The 17,249-nt window shown below is 73.1% G+C and carries 14 protein-coding genes and 1 pseudogene; 4 read left to right on the top strand and 11 right to left on the bottom strand.

Going from position 1 to position 17,249, the window contains the following annotated elements; genetic code table 11:
• Nucleotides 1–51 precede the first annotated feature (51 nt).
• The gene (locus ACWCQK_RS06300; RefSeq protein ID WP_451152970.1) at nt 52–1,614 is read right to left on the bottom strand and encodes a protein kinase domain-containing protein; all 1,563 of its coding nucleotides are present in this window, start codon (nt 1,612–1,614) and stop codon (nt 52–54) included.
• Between the two features lie 347 nt (nt 1,615–1,961).
• Between ACWCQK_RS06300 and ACWCQK_RS06305 the strand changes: the two genes are divergently transcribed.
• Complete coding sequence (locus ACWCQK_RS06305) at nt 1,962–3,656, top strand: protein kinase domain-containing protein (RefSeq protein ID WP_451152478.1); 1,695 nt, start codon at nt 1,962–1,964, stop codon at nt 3,654–3,656.
• 109 nt (nt 3,657–3,765) lie between these two features.
• On the opposite strand, the gene ACWCQK_RS06310 is transcribed toward ACWCQK_RS06305, so the two are convergent.
• Nucleotides 3,766–4,314 (bottom strand): bacterial proteasome activator family protein, encoded by a 549-nt coding sequence (locus ACWCQK_RS06310; protein WP_451152480.1) that lies wholly within the window; start codon nt 4,312–4,314, stop codon nt 3,766–3,768.
• 142 nt (nt 4,315–4,456) lie between these two features.
• Here ACWCQK_RS06310 and ACWCQK_RS06315 point away from each other — a divergent pair, with 142 nt between their 5' ends.
• Nucleotides 4,457–5,155, top strand: a complete 699-nt coding sequence (locus tag ACWCQK_RS06315) for a hypothetical protein (protein WP_451152482.1) — start codon at nt 4,457–4,459, stop codon at nt 5,153–5,155.
• A gap of 48 nt (nt 5,156–5,203) precedes the next feature.
• On the opposite strand, the gene ACWCQK_RS06320 is transcribed toward ACWCQK_RS06315, so the two are convergent.
• Together ACWCQK_RS06320 and ACWCQK_RS06325 are read right to left on the bottom strand one after the other, a co-directional pair.
• Nucleotides 5,204–6,190, bottom strand: coding sequence for an NAD(P)H-quinone oxidoreductase (locus ACWCQK_RS06320; protein WP_451152484.1), 987 nt, complete (start codon nt 6,188–6,190; stop codon nt 5,204–5,206).
• Between the two features lie 80 nt (nt 6,191–6,270).
• A pseudogene (locus tag ACWCQK_RS06325) lies at nt 6,271–6,969 on the bottom strand (potassium channel family protein); the annotation flags it as partial.
• Nucleotides 6,970–7,111: 142 nt separating this feature from the next.
• Here ACWCQK_RS06325 and ACWCQK_RS06330 point away from each other — a divergent pair.
• Nucleotides 7,112–8,227, top strand: a complete 1,116-nt coding sequence (locus tag ACWCQK_RS06330; protein ID WP_451152486.1) for a potassium channel family protein — start codon at nt 7,112–7,114, stop codon at nt 8,225–8,227.
• Nucleotides 8,228–8,248: 21 nt separating this feature from the next.
• On the opposite strand, the gene ACWCQK_RS06335 is transcribed toward ACWCQK_RS06330, so the two are convergent.
• Genes ACWCQK_RS06335 through pdhA form a run of 5 tightly spaced genes read right to left on the bottom strand, consistent with a single transcriptional unit; the run spans nt 8,249 to nt 14,351 of the window.
• The gene (locus tag ACWCQK_RS06335) at nt 8,249–9,703 is read right to left on the bottom strand and encodes a molybdopterin molybdotransferase MoeA (protein WP_451152488.1); all 1,455 of its coding nucleotides are present in this window, start codon (nt 9,701–9,703) and stop codon (nt 8,249–8,251) included.
• Complete coding sequence (locus ACWCQK_RS06340; protein ID WP_451152490.1) at nt 9,700–10,665, bottom strand: NTP transferase domain-containing protein; 966 nt, start codon at nt 10,663–10,665, stop codon at nt 9,700–9,702. The genes ACWCQK_RS06335 and ACWCQK_RS06340 overlap by 4 nt, the downstream gene beginning before the upstream one ends.
• Before the next feature lie 25 nt (nt 10,666–10,690).
• Entirely contained in the window at nt 10,691–12,205 is a 1,515-nt protein-coding gene (locus tag ACWCQK_RS06345; protein WP_451152492.1) for a dihydrolipoamide acetyltransferase family protein, read from the bottom strand.
• Nucleotides 12,205–13,209 (bottom strand): alpha-ketoacid dehydrogenase subunit beta, encoded by a 1,005-nt coding sequence (locus tag ACWCQK_RS06350; RefSeq protein WP_451152494.1) that lies wholly within the window; start codon nt 13,207–13,209, stop codon nt 12,205–12,207. The genes ACWCQK_RS06345 and ACWCQK_RS06350 overlap by 1 nt, the downstream gene beginning before the upstream one ends.
• Entirely contained in the window at nt 13,206–14,351 is a 1,146-nt protein-coding gene (gene pdhA / locus ACWCQK_RS06355; RefSeq protein WP_451152496.1) for a pyruvate dehydrogenase (acetyl-transferring) E1 component subunit alpha, read from the bottom strand. The genes ACWCQK_RS06350 and pdhA overlap by 4 nt, the downstream gene beginning before the upstream one ends.
• Nucleotides 14,352–14,541: 190 nt before the next feature.
• Between pdhA and ACWCQK_RS06360 the strand changes: the two genes are divergently transcribed.
• Complete coding sequence (locus ACWCQK_RS06360; protein ID WP_451152972.1) at nt 14,542–15,060, top strand: Lrp/AsnC family transcriptional regulator; 519 nt, start codon at nt 14,542–14,544, stop codon at nt 15,058–15,060.
• Between the two features lie 16 nt (nt 15,061–15,076).
• Here the strand turns inward: ACWCQK_RS06360 and ACWCQK_RS06365 are convergent, their stop codons facing one another.
• Together ACWCQK_RS06365 and ACWCQK_RS06370 are read right to left on the bottom strand one after the other, a co-directional pair.
• A complete protein-coding gene (locus tag ACWCQK_RS06365) occupies nt 15,077–15,667 on the bottom strand; it encodes a TetR/AcrR family transcriptional regulator (RefSeq protein ID WP_451152498.1) in 591 nt (196 codons plus the stop codon).
• Nucleotides 15,664–17,178 (bottom strand): 3-hydroxyacyl-CoA dehydrogenase, encoded by a 1,515-nt coding sequence (locus ACWCQK_RS06370; protein WP_451152500.1) that lies wholly within the window; start codon nt 17,176–17,178, stop codon nt 15,664–15,666. Before ACWCQK_RS06370 ends, ACWCQK_RS06365 begins: the two co-directional genes overlap by 4 nt.
• Nucleotides 17,179–17,249 lie beyond the last annotated feature (71 nt).

The raw sequence follows: 17,249 nt of genomic DNA on the forward strand, positions 1-17,249 counted from the left end.
GGTCCACGGGTCCACGCGCGCGTGCTGGTGACGTCGGGCCGGCCGGGGCCGTCAGGGACCGCCCACCACTCCGTCCGTGAGACCGCCGTCGTCCCCGCCGTCGTCGGTCGGGTCCGTCGAGGCGGACGGCACCGACGCCGAGTTCGACGGCTCGTTCGACGGGTCCCCGCTGGTCGGCTCGTCGGTCGGCTCGTACGAGGGCTTGGTGGGGATCTCGGACGGTGAGAACGACGGCGTGGACGACGGGGTGTACTCCGACCCCGATCCCTGGCCGCTGTCGTCCGTCGAGGTGTCCGTCGTCTCGTCGGTGGCCTCGTCGCTCGGGCTCTCGCTGGTCTGCTCGTCCGTGGCGGAGTGCGAGGTGGCCGGTGACTCGGTGGTGCCGGAGCCGCCACCGCCACCGCCGCCGTTGTTCAGCGCCAGGGCGACGCCCGCCGCGATGGCGATCACCGCGAGGACCGCGAGGATCCACAGCTTGCCGCGGCCACTGCCCCGGTTGCCGTGCCCCTCGAAACCGCCGTCGTCACCGCCGCCGTACCCGGAGGGCAGGATCGGCTGCGGGATCTGCGTGGTGCCGGCGCCGGAGTGCGGCAGCGCGGTCGTGCTCGCGAACCCGGCGGGCGCGGCGCGGCGAGTGTCGTGGGTCTGCACGGGGCCGGTGTTCCAGGTGCCTGTGTGGCTGCCCTGGTCGTACAGCATCTGCAGGCCGTACTGGACCAGGCCGCGCATCTCCTCGGCCGTCTGGAACCGGTCGTCGGGGTCCTTGGCGAGCGACCGCATGACGAGTCCGTCGAGCTCCGGCGGCGAGACCGCGGCGGCCTCGGACGGCGGCGTCGGAATGTCCTGGACGTGCTGGTAGACCACCGACAGCGGGGTCTCACCGGTGAAGGGGGGCCGCAGCGCGAGCAGTTCGTACAGCAGGCAGCCCGTCGCGTACAGGTCGGAGCGGTAGTCCACCGCCTTGCCGAGGGCCTGCTCGGGGGAGAGGTACTGCGGGGTGCCCATGACCATGCCGGTCTGCGTCATCGTCGTCGACGCCCCGTGCAGGGCGCGGGCGATGCCGAAGTCCATCACCTTCACGGCGCCGTTGTGGGTGATGATCACGTTCGCCGGCTTGATGTCACGGTGCACGATGCCGTGCTGGTGCGAGTAGGCGAGCGCCTCCAGGACACCGGAGACGATGATCAGGGCCTGCTCGGGCCCCGGGGCCTCGGCGTTGAGCAGCAGATCGCGGATGGTGCGGCCCTCGACCAGCTCCATCACGATGTACGGCACCGACTGGCCGCCCACGACGTCCTCGCCGGAGTCGTACACGGCGACGATCGCGTGGTGGTTCAGTCCGGCCACCGACTGGGCCTCGCGCGTGAAGCGGGCCTTGGACACGGGGTCCTCGGCCAGGTCGGCACGCAGCAGCTTGACGGCGACGGTGCGCCCGAGACGTACGTCCTCGGCCGCGAACACCTCGGCCATGCCGCCCCGGCCGAGTCTGTGGGTCAGCCGGTACCGGCCGTCCCCTACCAGCCCGCCGTTACCCCACGCTTCCGGCGCATCTGACATTCCGCCGCCAGTCGCCTCGGGGTCGGACGGGCCCTGAGCGCGCTGCTGTGCCATCAGTCCTCGCCGTCGTTTCTGCCCGCGGTGCGCGCGGTGTTGTCACGGTCTCCGTCGGCCACGCTACAGCCTCCGCGCAAGCCTCCGATCCGGGGCGACCCCCGCGACCGACGCCGGACGGGCCGGTCGTCGAAGCCCTGGCACGGACTGTCGTGCAAATTGTGTGTACCGGCGGTAGGGCACCTGTAACGCTTGCGCGACGCTTCTTTCGCGTACGGTCACGGATCGGGCACCGAGCTTGACGTGTCAGTGCCCTCCGGCAGACTTGGCCGGGAGTGGGACATTCGATCAACGAAGGTCACGGCGCCTGACGGCCGTGAAGGCCGTGACGGCTATGGGGGACAGCGGACATGAGTCAGGACGGGGCGTACGGCCGGTATGCGGGGCGGGCCCTCGCCGGCGGCCGCTATCAGCTGCGCGACGTGCTCGGCGAGGGCGGCATGGCCTCGGTGCACCTGGCCTACGACGCCGTGCTCGACCGCCAGGTGGCGGTCAAGACCCTGCACACCGAGCTGGGCCGGGAGCAGGCCTTCCGCGAGCGGTTCCGCCGCGAGGCCCAGGCCGTGGCCAAGCTCACCCACACCAACATCGTCTCCGTCTTCGACACCGGCGAGGACGACGTCGACGGCACGACGACGCCGTACATCGTCATGGAGTACGTCGAAGGCCGCCCGCTCGGCTCGGTCCTCGACGACGACGTACGGGCGCTGGGCGCGATGCCCGCCGACAAGGCCCTGAAGATCACCGCGGACGTGCTCGCCGCACTGGAGATCAGCCACGAGATGGGGCTGGTCCACCGCGACATCAAGCCGGGCAACGTGATGATGACCAAGCGCGGCGTCGTCAAGGTGATGGACTTCGGCATCGCCCGCGCCATGCAGTCCGGCGTCACCTCCATGACGCAGACCGGCATGGTCGTCGGCACCCCGCAGTACCTCTCCCCCGAGCAGGCCCTGGGCCGGGGCGTGGACGCGCGCAGCGACCTCTACTCGGTCGGCATCATGCTGTTCCAGCTGGTCACCGGGCGGCTGCCGTTCGAGGCGGACTCGCCGCTGGCGATCGCCTACGCGCATGTGCAGGAGCAGCCGGTGGCCGCGTCCTCGATCAACCGCGCGCTGCCGCCCGCGGTGGACGCGCTGATCGCCCGCGCGCTGAAGAAGAACCCGAACGAGCGTTTCCCGACCGCCGTCGCCATGCGGGACGAGTGCCTGCGGGTGGCGGCCTCCTTCCAGCCGGCCACCCCGAACATCGTGCCCGGTGCCCACACGTCGAGCGGCGCGGGCGTCGGCTCCGCGGTCTTCCCGCCGGTCGACCAGTCGGCTCCGGCGCCGACGGGCCCGGTACAGACGCCGTACCAGCCGACACCCCGAGGTCCGTACGACAACCCGACACCGCCCGCGCCCGCCTACGGCACCCCGGCTCCGTCCTCGCCCGCCTACGGCTACCCGCAGCAGACGCACCAGGGGCACCCGGGTGGGTACGCGACGCCGGGGCCGACCGCGTACAGCCCGCAGCACGGCCAGTCGACGCCACCGCCGTACCACCTCACCCCGCCGACCACGGCCACCTCCGCGTCCGCGGGCGGCGGCAGGGGCAACAGGCGGGTGGTGATCGGCTCGATCGTCGTCTCCCTCGTCGCGGTGGGCGGCCTGATCGTGGCCCTGTCGCTGAACGGCGGGGGTGGCAACGGCGGACAAGGCGGCGGCCCGAGCACCACGCCTGCCGCCACGAGTGACCGCAAGGCGGAGGGCTATCGCGGCCCGGACACCTCGAAGACGGTCGAGACGACCGAATGCACCGAGCCGAGCGAGTCGTACGACAACCCGGACAAGATCCGGCTCCCGGACTTCCGGTTCAAGTACATCCGGTCGGTGAAGGCCTGCGCCCAGGCCGCGGGCTGGCAGATCGACACCAAGGACGTCGACGAGAACACCTACGGCCAGGGCGCGGTCATCGACCAGTTCCCGGCGGCCGGTACGGACGTCGACCCGAGGGACGTGACGATCCAGCTCAACGTGTCCTCGGGGAACCCGTCGTCCCCCTGAGCCGCGTCCATGGCATGAGGAAGGGGCCCGGCGGTGTTCGCCGGGCCCCTTCTGGTCCGAGTTGTTCGCTGCCTGGGTCCTGCCCGCGCGGGTACGGCCCGCCCGGGTCCTACAGGTACGGACCGCCCGAGCGGCCGCCCGCGCGGGGGTCCTCGATGCCGCCCTCGTGGGCCACGCCCGGCGGGAGGGCGCGGCGCATCTGCTCCAGCTGGGCGCGTGCCGCCATCTGCTGGGCGAACAGCGTGGTCTGGATGCCGTGGAAGAGGCCCTCCAGCCAGCCGACCAGCTGGGCCTGCGCGATACGCAGTTCCGCGTCGCTCGGAGTCGCCTCGTCCGCGAACGGCAGCGAGAGCCGCTCCAGCTCCTCGACCAGCTCCGGAGCGAGGCCGTCCTCCAGCTCCTTCACCGAACTCGCGTGGATCTCCTTGAGCCGGACCCGGCTCGCCTCGTCCAGGGGAGCCGCACGCACCTCCTCGAGCAGCTGCTTGATCATGCTGCCGATGCGCATGACCTTCGCGGGCTGCTCCACCATCTCCGTGACCGGAATCTCACGCGATTCGTCGTCCGCGTCCATGCCACCGAGTGCCATGCCGTCCTGGCCCACGACCAGGATTCTCTGGGCGTTCTCCGGCGACCCTTCGTTGCTCGGCATCTCCATGCCGCCATTCTCTCGCACCCGCACAGCTCATCATCTCCCTCCCTCGGCGGAACCCGGAATGCCGGGATCGCTCCCCCGTGTGACGCTGATTGTCCTGATCTTGGCAAGCTGAACGACTGGGCACCGGGAGGGGGTCACCGACGTGACTCCATGGCGGTACGTGTTGTGCACGCTGAGCGCGTGCGGGCTGCTGGGCCTGTCCGGCGGGATCTCCGTCGGGGCCGGTCCGGCGTACGGGGTCCCCGTGGGGGCCGGACCGGCGTACGGGGTACCCGTCGTCGGGTCCTACGGGACCTCGCCCGCCCCGAGTTCCTCCGCGCCCGCGGTTCCGTCCCCTTCCCCCTCCGCGTCCAAGACGGCCGTGTCCGCGTCGAAGACCGAGTCCGGGGCCACGTCGCCCGCCGCGTCGGCTTCCGCCTCGCTCTCGGCCTCCGCGTCCGCCTCCGCCTCCGCGTCGCCCACCGAACCCGACCGGGCCGGCAGCCTGGCGGGGGAGGGACGGCAGCGGCCCGGGCGGCAGGAGGACGTCGCGACGCAGGTCCAGGGGGAGGGCACGGACGAGGATCCGGCCGATCCGGACGGCACGGACCCGCGCGAGAACGCGGACGAGGACAGCCGGAGCGACACCGACGGCACGGACGCCGGCCAGGCCACCCGGACGCCGGGCCAGGACGGTCTGGCGCCCGCCACGCCCACCGACGAGCCCGGCCGCCAGACCGTCGCACGTCCCCAGAGCTCGGCCGAGCCCGTCCTGCAGATCCTGCCCCTGGGCAGCGGACTGGTCCTGATCGGCCTCGGCTTCGGCCTCGCCTTCCTGGGCCTGCGCCTGCGGCGCGGTTAGGGCCCGCCGCCCGGATCGGTCCGAACGTCCCGATCCGGGCGCAGAAACCTAGCCCTGCGGGGCGATCAGCAGGACCTTTCCGATGTGGCCGCTCTCCTCCAGGACCCGGTGGGCGTCGGCCGCCTCGTGCATCGGGATCTCGCGATCCACCACGGGGCGTACGCGGCCGGTGCCGAACAGCGGCCAGACGTGTTCGCGGACGGCCGCCACGATGGCGGTCTTCTCGGACAGCGGACGGGCCCGCAGCGAGGTCGCGCTGATCGCGGCGCGCTTGCCGAGCAGCGTGGCGATGTCCAGCTCGCCCTTGGCACCGCCCTGGAGGCCGATGATCGCGAGCCGGCCGTTGACGGCGAGCGCCTGGACGTTGCGGTCCAGGTACTTGGCGCCCATGTTGTCGAGGATCACGTCGGCACCCGCGCCGTCGGTGGCCTGCCGGATCTCGGCGACGAAGTCCTGCTCCCGGTAGTTGATCAGGACGTCCGCCCCGAGCTCCGCGCAGTTCTCCAGCTTCTCCTTGGTGCCGGCGGTGACCGCGACCCTGGCGCCGACGGCCCTGGCGAGCTGGATCGCCATGGTGCCGATGCCGCTGGAACCGCCGTGCACGAGCAGCGTCTCGCTCGGACGGAGGTGGGCGATCATGAAGACGTTCGACCAGACCGTGCAGACCACCTCGGGCAGCGCCGCCGCCTGCCGGAGATCGACGCCCTCGGGCACGGGCAGCAGCTGACCGGCCGGGACGACGACCTTCTCGGCGTAGCCGCCGCCCGCGAGCAGCGCGCACACCTCGTCGCCGACCTTCCAGCCGGAGACGCCGGCGCCGATCGCGGCGACCCGGCCGGAGCACTCCAGACCGGGGTAGGGCGACGCCCCCGGCGGCGGGTTGTAGAAGCCCTGCCGTTGCATGATGTCGGCGCGGTTGACGGCGCTGGCCACCACCTCGACCAGGACCTCGCCCTCGCCGGGTACCGGATCGGGGACCTCGGCCCACACCAGCACGTCGGGTCCGCCTGCTTCAGGAATCGTGATCGCATGCATGAGAGTGACGCTACTCCGGCCGCGTCCCCGTGCCGCGACGCACACCGCGGCCGGGCGGGGCCGGAAGGGGAAGAGGGCGTTCAGGCCGGGGGAAGCGGCGGGACGCCGGACCCGCCGGGCGTCTCCCGGGTGCCGTCCGGCGCGACCCGGACGATCGTGATCAATCGGTCGGTCGGCTCCAGGACCCCGATGGCCGGATCGTCGTACCCGAGGTTGCGGTGCCCCCGTACGACGCTCACCACCAGGTCGTCGGTCTCGCGCGGGCCGCGGCCCACCTCGGCCTTGGTGACGGGCCGTTCGACCAGGTCGAGCCCGGCGCCCTGTTGGATCAGGTCCTCCATGACCCGGCCGGCCGCGGGACTGAGCACGGACAGGCCCAGCAACCGGCCGGCCGCACCGGCGCTGGTGATGACCTCGTCGGCACCGGACTGCCGCAGCAGCGGGGCGTTCTCCTCCTCGCGCACCGCGGCCACGATCTTCGCCCGGCCGTTGAGCTGCCGGGCCGTGAGCGCCACGAGGACGGCCGTGTCGTCGCGCTGGGTGGCGATGATGATCCGCCCCGCCCGCTGCACCTCGGCCCGCCGCAGCACCTCACCGCGCGTCGCGTCGCCGACGATCCCCTCGTAGCCCTCGGCCGTCGCCGCTTCGACCACGGCCGCGCTCGGGTCGACGACGACGACCTGGTCCTTCTTCAGCCCGCTCGAGCAGACGGCCCGGATCGCCGACCGGCCCTTCGTGCCGAAACCGACGACGACGGTGTGGTCACGCACGGTGGACCTCCGATGCTGATGTGCTTCGATGAGCGTGCCGTGGCGGACGTGTTGCTTCGTGCCGCGTACGCCCGCGTCAGCAACCATGGTGCCGACTGTCCGGATCAACCATGGTGCCGACTGTCCGGATCACCGCCACAGGGGGCACGCGATGAACGACAAGGGACAACCGCCGCACAAGACCCGCAGGTTCTCCCTGCTGCGCTCCGTCTGGTACCGGACACGCACCGAGGCCCGCGACGACGCCGAGGCGGGCCGGGCCATCGCCATGCCGACCCAGACCGCCACGCCTCCGCTGCAACAGGTGCTGCGGCGGCTGGCCCTGGCCCTGCTGGTCCTGGCCGCCACCACGCTGATCGTCTACGCCGACCACGACGGCTACCGCGACAGCGCCGACGGTTCCCTCGACTTCCTCGACGCCGCGTACTACGCCACGGTCACGCTCTCCACCACCGGCTACGGCGACATCACCCCCGTCAGCGACGCGGCCCGGCTCATCAACATCCTGGTCATCACGCCCCTGCGTGTGCTGTTCCTGATCATCCTGGTCGGCACCACCCTCGAAGTCCTCACCGAGCGCACCCGCCAGCAGGTCCGCATCCACCGGTGGCGCGGCCGGATCCGGGACCACGTGGTGGTCATCGGCTACGGGACCAAGGGCCGGCACGCCGTCGAGACCCTGGTCGGCCAGGGCATCGCCAAGGACCGGATCGTCGTGGTGGACGCCCAGCGCAAGGCCGCGGATCTGGCCGGCGACAACGGACTGGTCTCCGTGACCGGGGACGCCACCCGCTCCGACACCCTCCTCAAGGCCGAGACCCAGAACGCCTCCCGGGTGATCGTCGCCCCGCAGCGGGACGACACGGCCGCCCTGGTCACCCTCACCGCCCGGCAGCTGAACCGGCGCGCCACGATCGTCGCCGCCGCCCGGGAGGACGAGAACGTGCCCCTGCTCAAGCAGAGCGGAGCGGACACGGTCATCACCAGCTCCAGCTCCGCGGGCCGGCTGCTCGGGGTGTCCATGGTGAGCCCGTCGGCGGCCCGGACCCTGGAGAACCTCATGACCCGCGGCAGCGGACTGGACCTCAACGAGCGCCCGGTCGCGGCCGACGAGGTGGGCCACGCCCCGCGCGAGTGCGGGGACCTGGTCGTCGCCATCGTCCGGGACGGGCAGCTGCTGGACTACACCGATCCCCGGCTGTCGAGCCTGCGCGCGGGGGACCGGGTCATCGCGGTGAGCCGGGCCGTGCCCGGCGCCGAGTCCTGACGGGACCGCGAAGGGGATGTTTCACGTGAAACACACCCCGATGCCGGCTGTCGCCCACGGCAGGTCGAGCAGTTCCGTCTCCTGACCCGGCCGCACACCGCCCGGCGGTACGACCGCGAGGGCGTCGGCCATGGCGATGCCCCGCAGCATGGCCGGTCCGTCGTAGTGCAGCGGCAGAGCGCGATCACCGCGCAGCACGACGGGAATGAGCCGGGTGTCGTACGGATGCCCGGGGACCTCCTCCTGGAGCGGCAGGACGTACGGCTCCGGGGCGGGGTGGGCGGCGAGCGCCCGCAGCAGGGGCTCGGCGAGGGTGAGCAGGCCGGAGACGGCCGCGAGGGGGTTGCCGGGCAGGCCGACGAGGTGCTGGTCCTCCTTGGTGCGGGCCAGCAGCATGGGGTGCCCCGGGCGCACCTTGACGCCGTCGACCAGCAGGTCGGCGCCGATCCGGCCGAGCGTGGGGTGGACATGGTCGACGGGTCCTCCGGCGGTGCCGCCGGTGGTGACGATCAAGTCCGCGTCGGACGTCGTGACCGCCTTGTGCAGGGCCTTCGCGTCGTCGCCGAGGCGACGGACGGCGATCACCTCGGCGCCCAGGGCACGCAGCCAGGAGGGCAGCATCGGTCCCAGCGCGTCGCGGATCAGACCGTCGTGCGGCAGGCCCGCGGTGAGCAGTTCGTCGCCGAGGACGAGCACCACGACCCGTGGCCGGGGGACGGCGGTGAGCGTGTCGTACCCGGCGGCCGAGGCCAGACCGAGCACGGCCGGGGTCACCAGGGTGCCGACGGGGAGCAGTTGGTCACCGCTGCGGCACTCCTGGCCGCGCGGGCGGATGTCCTGTCCGTGCGCGATCTCGCGGGTCGCGTGCAGCCGGGCCTTGTCGTCCGTGCGGCCGTGCTCGCTGCGCAGCACCGCGGTGGTGTCCGACGGGACGCGGGCGCCGGTGGCGATCCGGACGGCCTCGCCGTCGGCGAGGGAGCCGGACTCCGCGTGTCCCGCGAGGACCCCCTCGTCCCGTACGTCCCAGGGGCCGGGTCCCGCGACCGCCCAGCCGTCCATCGCCGAGGTGTCGAAGGAGGGGAGGTCGGTGAGCGCGCTGAGCGGGGCGGCCAGGACAAGGCCGAGGGCTTTGTCGAGGGACACGGAGACGGGGGTGCGTCGCGTGGGCGCGGTGCCGCTCCGGCCGGCTCCCGCGAGGCCCTGGAGGCGGCCGGCGCGTGCGGCGATCGTGCGTGCCTCGCGCCAGGGGGTGGCCTTGTGGTGGCGGGCCGGGGGCCCGGTGCGGTGACGGGGGTCCGGTGCAGGGGAGGTGCCGTGGCGTTCCTCGTCCGCCTTCGGGGAGTTGGAGGGGACCGGGACGCCCGGGGCGGGGCCCTTGTTGTCGTTCACGAGAGCGAGCACCTCCTCGACGTCGAGGTCCTCGGCGGCCGGGCCGCTCCCCGCGCCCCGACCGGCACGGGTGCCACCGGCGGTCATCCCGCGTCCGGACGGGTTCCGGATCCCGGGGCCGGATCGGCGGGCTCGGCCTCGGCGGGCTCAGCGGCTTCGGCGGGCTCGGTCTCGTCGCCGGCCTCCTGCGCCCAGCGCAGCGCCAGGGCCGCGGCCTTGCGAGCGGCCTCCGCCACGTCCTCGGGTCCGCCCCGGGCCTGTGCGGCCGCGTAGCCGACGAGGAAGGTGGTCAGCGGTGCCGCGGGCCGCGCCACGCCGTGGGCGGCGTCCCGGGCGACGTCGAGCAGCAGATGGGTGTCGACGTCGAGGTCGACGCCCAACTCGGCCTTGACTGCGGAAATCCATTCGTCCAACACGTGCCCATGCTCCCTGATACGTGCCCTGGCGGCGGCGATGTCGTCCCAGGTGTCGCAGTCGAAGGAGGCGACGGGGTCCGGGACGCGGGTGAGGTCGAGACCGGCGGTGAGCCGGCGCAGCGGCAGCCCGGCGAGGCCGCCGTGGCCGTCGGTGAGCGCCGCCAGGCCGTGACGCAGGGCCCCGGCGCGGTAGGCGGCCACCAGGGGCTGGTCGCGGCCGTCGGCGTCGGTGAGCAGCGCGCCGTCCGCGCCGCTGGAGCGCAGGGCGCTCAGCAGCCGCCGTACCGTCCCCGCGGCGAGGAACGGCAGGTCGGCGGAGAGCACCACGACGTGGTCCGCCGTGGTTTGCGAGAGCCCGGCGTCGAGCGCGGCGACGGGCCCCGCGCCGGGCGGGTCCTCCCGCGCCCACAGCACGGGCCGGGCGGTGGGGCGTGGGGCGGCCACGACGACCGTCGTCCGGGCGTCGGCGCAGGCGCCGAGCACCCGGTCGAGCAGCGCCCGCCCGCCCACGCGCACACCGGGCTTGTCCGCGCCGCCGAGCCGCCGGGCGCCCCCGCCGGCGAGGACGACGGCGTCGTACGCCGTGCCGTCGCCGGGGGTGCCCGGGGCTCCGGAGGGCTCGTGGTCGGTCACGCTCCGAGTATGCGCGCCGCCGCGATCACAGGGAACGCAGCAGCACCGCCGGCTGTTCCACGCAGTCCGCCACGTACCGGAGGAAACCGCCCGCCGTGCCGCCGTCGCACACCCGGTGGTCGAAGGTGAGCGAGAGCTGGACGACCTGCCGTACGGCCAACTCGCCCTCGTGCACCCAGGGCTTGGGGATGATGCGGCCGACACCGAGCATGGCCGCCTCGGGGTGGTTGACGATCGGTGTGGAGCCGTCGACGCCGAACACCCCGTAGTTGTTCAGCGTGAAGGTCCCGCCGGTGAGGTCCCCGGGGGTCAGCGTTCCGGTCCGGGCCGCTTCGGTCAGCCGCGCGAACTCCGCGGTCAGCCCCTCCGCGTCGCGTGTGTGCGCGTCCCGGACGACGGGCACGACCAGCCCGCGTTCGGTCTGCGCGGCGAAGCCGAGGTGCACCTGGTCGAGCCGGACGATCTCCCTGGCGTCCATGTCGACGGTGGAGTTGAGCTCCGGGAATCGCGCGAGGGCCGCGGCGCAGATGCGGGCCAGCAGCGCGATGAGGGAGATCTTCGGGCCGCCCGCCGCGTTCATGGCGGTCCGGGCCCGCATGAGTTCCGTCGCGTCGGCGTCGACCCAGCAGGTCGCGTCCGGGATCTCCCGTCGGCTGCGGGACAGCTTGTCGGCGACGGCGCCGCGGATGCCCTTGAGCGGGATGCGGGTGCCACCGGGCGTGGAGAACGCCGTGGGAGCGGCCGGTGCGGGGGCCGTGGTCCGTGCCGTGTGCGTGCGCCGCGGTTCGGCGGCGGACTCGGCCGGCCGCCGTCGCGCGGTGGCGGCCTGCAGCGCGTACTCGACGTCCGCCCGCAGGATCAGCCCGTCGGGGCCTGATCCGGTCAAACTCCGCAGATCCAGCCCGTTCTCCCGCGCGAGCCGGCGCACGAGCGGCGAGATGACGGGGACGGGCCCGTCGACGAGTGCCAAAGCGCCGGACGGCGCGACAGCGGCCGACCCGTCCGCCACCGACGCGTTCGCGGCGGACGCGCGGACGGAGGAGGCCTTCGCGACGGGGGCCTTCGCCCGCACGGCAGCCGCCGGCTCGGAAACCGGGCGCCCGGAGGTCGCGGTGCCCCCGGAAGAAGCGGGTCCCGAAGAAGCGAGACCGGAAGAAGCCGGACCGGAAGAGGCCGGACCGGAAGAGGCCGGACCGGTCGCGGGCCGCACCCTGCGGCGTCGCGCCGGAGCCGCTCCCGTCCCGTATCCGACCAGCACGTTGCCGGAACCCGTGCCCTCGTCGTCGGCGGCGGGTTCGCCCACCGCGACCGTCAGCAGCGGTGCCCCGACGGGCAGTTCCGCGCCCTCCTCGCCGAAGCGGGCGGTAACCACACCGCCGTAGGGGCAGGGCACCTCGACCATCGCCTTGGCCGTCTCGACCTCGACGACCGGCTGGTCGATGGCGACCACGTCACCGACCCTCACGAGCCAGCGCACGATCTCCGCCTCGGTGAGTCCCTCGCCGAGGTCGGGAAGCCTGAACTCCAGCACCTGTGCCATCAGTTGTCCGCCTCCCACTGAAGACGCGCCACGGCGTCCAGGATCCGGTCCACACCGGGCAGGTGGTGGCGCTCCAGCATCGGCGCCGGATACGGGATGTCGAACCCGGCGACCCGCAGCACCGGCGCCTCCAGGTGGTGGAAGCAGCGCTCCGTGACCCGGGCCGCGATCTCCCCACCTGGGCCGCCGAACCCGCCCGACTCGTGCACGACGACCGCGCGTCCGGTCCGGCGCACCGAGGCGCAGACCGTCTCGTCGTCGAACGGCACCAGGGAGCGCAGGTCGACGACCTCCAGGTCCCAGCCCTCGGCCCGGGCCGCCTCGGCGGCTTCGAGGCAGACGGGCACCGAGGGGCCGTAGGTGATGAGCGTGGCGCTGCGGCCCGGGCGGCGCACCACCGCGCGGCCGATCGGCTCGACGGTCCGCGGCTCGTCGGGGTTCCAGGAGTCCTTCGACCAGTACAGACGCTTGGGTTCGAGGAAGATCACCGGGTCGTCGGAGGCGATGGACGCGCGCAGCAGCCCGTAGGCGTCGGCGACGGTCGCGGGCGTGACGACATGGAGCCCCGGAGTCGCCATGTAGTACGCCTCGGAGGAGTCGCTGTGGTGCTCGACACCGCCGATGCCGCCGCCGTAGGGGACGCGGACGGTGATCGGCAGCGGCATCGCGCCGCCCGTGCGGTTGCGCATGCGGGCGACATGGCTGATGAGCTGCTCGAACGCCGGGTAGGCGAAGGCGTCGAACTGCATCTCGACGACCGGCCGCAGCCCGTACATCGCCATGCCGACGGCCGTGCCGAGGATGCCCGCCTCGGCGAGCGGGGTGTCCGTGCAGCGGCTCTCGCCGAATTCCGCCGCGAGCCCGTCGGTGACGCGGAACACGCCGCCGAGGGTGCCGACGTCCTCACCCATGACATGCACCGCGGGGTCGGCGGTCATGGCGTCGCGCAGGGCTCGGTTGAGGGCCTGCGCCATGGTGGCCGGCTTGACGGCGACCGTGGTCATCGAAGGGTGCCTTCCTGGTCGTCGTGCTCGGCCTCCAGCTCGGCGCGCAGCAGGGCGCGCTGCTCGCGCAGCTGCGGGGTGGGCTCCGCGTAGACGTGGGCGAACAGGTCCATGGGGTCGAGCACCGGGTCCTGGTTCATGCGCTCACGCAGGTCGGCGGCCATCGCCTCGGCGTCCTCGCGCGCGGCCCGGATGCCGTCCTCGTCGAGCAGGCCGCGCTCGGTCAGCTCGCGCTCCAGCAGTTCGACCGGGTCGTGCGCCCGCCAGGCCTCGACCTCGTCGGCGCCGCGGTAGCGGGTCGCGTCGTCGGCGTTGGTGTGGGCGTCGATGCGATAGGTGATCGCCTCGACCAGCGTGGGACCGCCGCCCGCGCGCGCGTGCCGTACGGCCTCGCCCAGGACCTCGTGCACCGCGGCCGCGTCGTTGCCGTCGACCAGGCGGCCCGGCATGCCGTACCCGACGGCCTTGTGGGCCAGGGAGGGCGCGGCGGTCTGCTTGGCGAGCGGGACGGAGATCGCGAAACCGTTGTTCTGGACGAGGAAGACGACCGGGGCCTGCCAGACGGCGGCGAAGTTCAGCGCCTCGTGGAAGTCGCCCTCGCTGGTGCCGCCGTCGCCGACCATGGCGAGCGCGACCACGTCGTCGCCCTTGAGGCGGGCGGCGTGCGCGAGGCCGACGGCGTGCGGGAGCTGGGTGGCGAGGGGCGTGCTCAGGGGCGCGACGCGGTGCTCGTAGGGGTCGTAGCCGGTGTGCCGGTCGCCGCGCAGCAGGGTGAGCGCCTGGACCGGGTCCACGCCACGGGCGATGACGGCGAGCGTGTCGCGGTAGCTGGGGAAGAGCCAGTCGCGCTCCTCCAGGACGAGGGCGGCGGCGACCTCGCTCGCCTCCTGCCCGGTGGTGGAGGGGTAGACGGCGAGGCGGCCCTGCTTGGTGAGGGCGGTGGCCTGCGCGTTGTAGCGGCGCCCGCGCACCACCTGCGTGTACAGCCGCCGCAGCAGCTCCGGGTCGGCCTTCGCGGCGGCCGGCGTGCCGAGCACGCGGTGCGGCTCCGCGTCGGGCAGCAGCGGCGCGGGGTCGGTCCGGGGCTGCCAGGCGGGCGGCGGCGTCGGCCGGTACCCGTCCCGCTGCTCCATCACCGTCATGACGGCACCTCCTCGTGGGAGTGGCTACGGGAGCCGGGTCGGATGTGACCCGTCTCACCTACCGATTGTTCGGTCGTCGGCACATTTTGGCTACATGCGCCCTCAGGCTGTGGACAAACGGTTCTCCACAACCTGAGATGTACGCAGTACGTCCATGAGGGAGAGGCGGGGGGACATGCCACCTGAACAAATGGCCGAGCGCCCGGACGGCGGTACCGCCCCGGCGCCCCCTCGCCCCGACGGTGGCGGCGCCCCCTCGCCGCCTCGCCCGCTGGACGCCATCGATCAGGACATCCTGCAGATACTCCAGGCCGACGGCCGCGCGTCGATACGGTCGGTCGCCGAGCGGGTGCACGTCTCGCGCGCGAACGCCTACGCGCGGATCAACCGCCTCGTCGAGGACGGTGTCATCCGTGGCTTCGGGGCCCGCGTGGACCATGAACGCGCGGGCCAGGGCACCTCCGCGTACATCACGCTGAAGATCGTGCAGAACTCCTGGCGCACGGTGCGCGAGCAGCTCAGACAGCTGCCCGGCGCCTCCCACATCGCCCTGGTCGGCGGCGACTTCGACGTCCTGCTCCTGGTGCACATGCCCGACAACAGGGCGCTGCGCGAAGTGGTGCTCACCCGGCTCCAGGCCATCCCCGAGGTGCTCAGCACGCGCACCCTGCTGGTGTTCGAGGAGGAGGACCTGGAGCCCCAGGGGTGACGCACGCGCCCCGGCGTCACTCGCCCCGGCGCAGACCCCCGAAGACCAGCCGTACCACGGCGTCGGCCACATCGGCCTCGGCCGTCGCCCCGCCTCCCGGCCGGTACCACTCCACGACCGAGTTGATCATCCCGAAGACCAGCCGGGTCGCGAGCCGCACCTCCACGTCGGCGCGCACGTCACCGTCGGCGGCCGCCGCCCTCAGCAGGTCGGCGACCCGGTGGTCGAAGTCGCGGCGGCGCTCCAGGGCCCACCGCTCGGTGCCGGTGTTGCCGCGCACCCGCAGCAGCAGCGTCACGTAGGGCAGGTCGGTTATCAGCACCTCGACCATGCGCCGTACGACGTACTCCAGGCGCTCGACGGACCGCCCCACGCGCGCGTGCTCCTCGTCGAGGATCCCGAAGAGCTCGTCCAGCGCCCGGCTCACGGCCCGCCGCAGCAGTTCCTCCTTGCCGGTGACGTGGTGGTAGATCGACGACTTGGAGATGCCGGCCGCCTTGGACAGGTGCTCCATGGACGTGCCGTCGTAGCCACGCTCGTTGAAGACCCGGACCGCGACGGACAGCAGCGTCTGCGGCGTGTACGTGTCGCGTCTGGCGGTGGTCATGGGGTGCCCTCCCGCTTGTCGGTGGCGTACGCGTGGCGGTAGAGCGCCAGGGACGGCGCGTAGCGGCCGCAGGGGTCACGCAGGTGCAGGTCGTCGAGGAGGGAGTGGGCCCAGGTGCGGCCGAGCCTGCGGCTCCATTCGAAGGGCCCGAGCGGGTAGTTGACCCCCAGGCGCATCGCGGTGTCGACGTCCTCCTCGGTGGCCACGCCCTTGCCCACGGCGTCGTGCGCCAGGTCGACGATCCGGGCCACCGTACGGGCGACGATCATGCCGGGCACGTCACCGATGACGCTGACGTCCTTGCCGAGCGCCTGGAAGAGGCCGGTCGCCTCGGCGAGGGTCGCCGAGGCGGTGTCCTGGGAGGCCGACAGGGCGATGCGGGTGGCCCGGCGGTAGTCGAGGGCGAGGTCGAAGTAGACGACGTCCCGGAACTCCACGGAGGTCTGGCCGTCGGCGAGCGCCAGCTGGCCGCCGCCGGGCAGCACCAGGCGGGTGCCGTGGTCCTCCTCCTCCTCGCGGACCGGGATGCCCGCCTCCCGGATCAGCGCGAGCAGCTCCGCCGCGGGGCCCAGGTCGCCCTCGGCGGTCACGTACGCGGGCGGCTGCGCCTTCTCCGCGGTGTGCGGCTCGGCGCGCTCGGCGCCGTCCCGGTGGTCGTACCAGCCCTGTCCGGTCTTGCGGCCGAGCCGGCCCGACTCGACCAGCCGGCGCTGCGCGAGCGAGGGGGTGAAGCGCACGTCCTGGAAGAAGGACTGCCACACGGAGTGCGTGACGGACTCGTTGACGTCCTGCCCGATCAGGTCGGTCAGCTCGAACGCGCCCATCCGGAAGCCGCCCGACTCGCGCAGGATCGCGTCGATGGTGGCGGGGTCGGCGCCCTGGGCCTCGTAGACCGCGAAGGCCTCGGCGTAGAAGGGCCGCGCGATGCGGTTGACGATGAAGCCGGGGGTGTCCGCGCAGGCGACCGGCGTCTTGCCCCAGGCCCGGGCCGTCTCGTACACGCGCGTGGCCGAGGTGACGTCGGTGGCGAACCCGGAGACGACCTCGACCAGCGGCAGCAGCGGCGCCGGGTTGAAGAAGTGCAGGCCGACGAAGCGGCCGGGGTTGCGCAGCGCGCCGCCGATCGCGGTCACCGACAGCGAGGAGGTGTTGGTGGCGAGCAGACAGTCCTCGCCGACGATGCCCTCCAGCTCGCGCAGCAGCTCCTGTTTGACGTCCAGCCGCTCCAGGACGGCCTCGACGACGAGCGCGCAGTCGGCGAGCTCGGTGAGCTCGCGTGCGGGGTGCAGCCGGGCGCGGGCCGCGTCCCGGTCGGCGGCGGTGAGGCGTTCCTTCGCGACGAGCCGGTCGAGGCGGGCACCGATCGCTTCGGCCGCATCCTGGGCGCGTCCGGGGGCGGCGTCGTACAGCCGTACGGAGTGGCCCGCGACCAGCGCGACCTGGGCGATGCCCTGGCCCATGGTGCCGGCGCCGACGACGGCCACGGGGCTGTTGAGGTCGATTGCTGTCATGTGCGCGATCCTCCCGCACGGGGTTTTCCACAGATGCGGCGGACCCCCTTGTCCCGACCGATCGTTCGGTT

It is taken from the genome of Streptomyces sp. NPDC002306 (genome assembly GCF_053593435.1).

Excerpts from the sequence above, each read along its gene's own strand:
- ACWCQK_RS06330 (WP_451152486.1), top strand. The coding sequence starts at position 7,112 with ATGAACGACAAGGGACAACCGCCGCACAAGACCCGCAGGTTCTCCCTG.
- ACWCQK_RS06360 (WP_451152972.1), top strand. The coding sequence starts at position 14,542 with ATGGCCGAGCGCCCGGACGGCGGTACCGCCCCGGCGCCCCCTCGCCCC.
- ACWCQK_RS06370 (WP_451152500.1), bottom strand. The coding sequence starts at position 17,178 with ATGACAGCAATCGACCTCAACAGCCCCGTGGCCGTCGTCGGCGCCGGC.
- ACWCQK_RS06365 (WP_451152498.1), bottom strand. The coding sequence starts at position 15,667 with ATGACCACCGCCAGACGCGACACGTACACGCCGCAGACGCTGCTGTCC.
- ACWCQK_RS06320 (WP_451152484.1), bottom strand. The coding sequence starts at position 6,190 with ATGCATGCGATCACGATTCCTGAAGCAGGCGGACCCGACGTGCTGGTG.
- ACWCQK_RS06305 (WP_451152478.1), top strand. The coding sequence starts at position 1,962 with ATGAGTCAGGACGGGGCGTACGGCCGGTATGCGGGGCGGGCCCTCGCC.
- ACWCQK_RS06345 (WP_451152492.1), bottom strand. The coding sequence starts at position 12,205 with ATGGCACAGGTGCTGGAGTTCAGGCTTCCCGACCTCGGCGAGGGACTC.
- pdhA (WP_451152496.1), bottom strand. The coding sequence starts at position 14,351 with ATGACGGTGATGGAGCAGCGGGACGGGTACCGGCCGACGCCGCCGCCC.
- ACWCQK_RS06310 (WP_451152480.1), bottom strand. The coding sequence starts at position 4,314 with ATGGAGATGCCGAGCAACGAAGGGTCGCCGGAGAACGCCCAGAGAATC.
- ACWCQK_RS06335 (WP_451152488.1), bottom strand. The coding sequence starts at position 9,703 with ATGACCGCCGGTGGCACCCGTGCCGGTCGGGGCGCGGGGAGCGGCCCG.
- ACWCQK_RS06350 (WP_451152494.1), bottom strand. The coding sequence starts at position 13,209 with ATGACCACGGTCGCCGTCAAGCCGGCCACCATGGCGCAGGCCCTCAAC.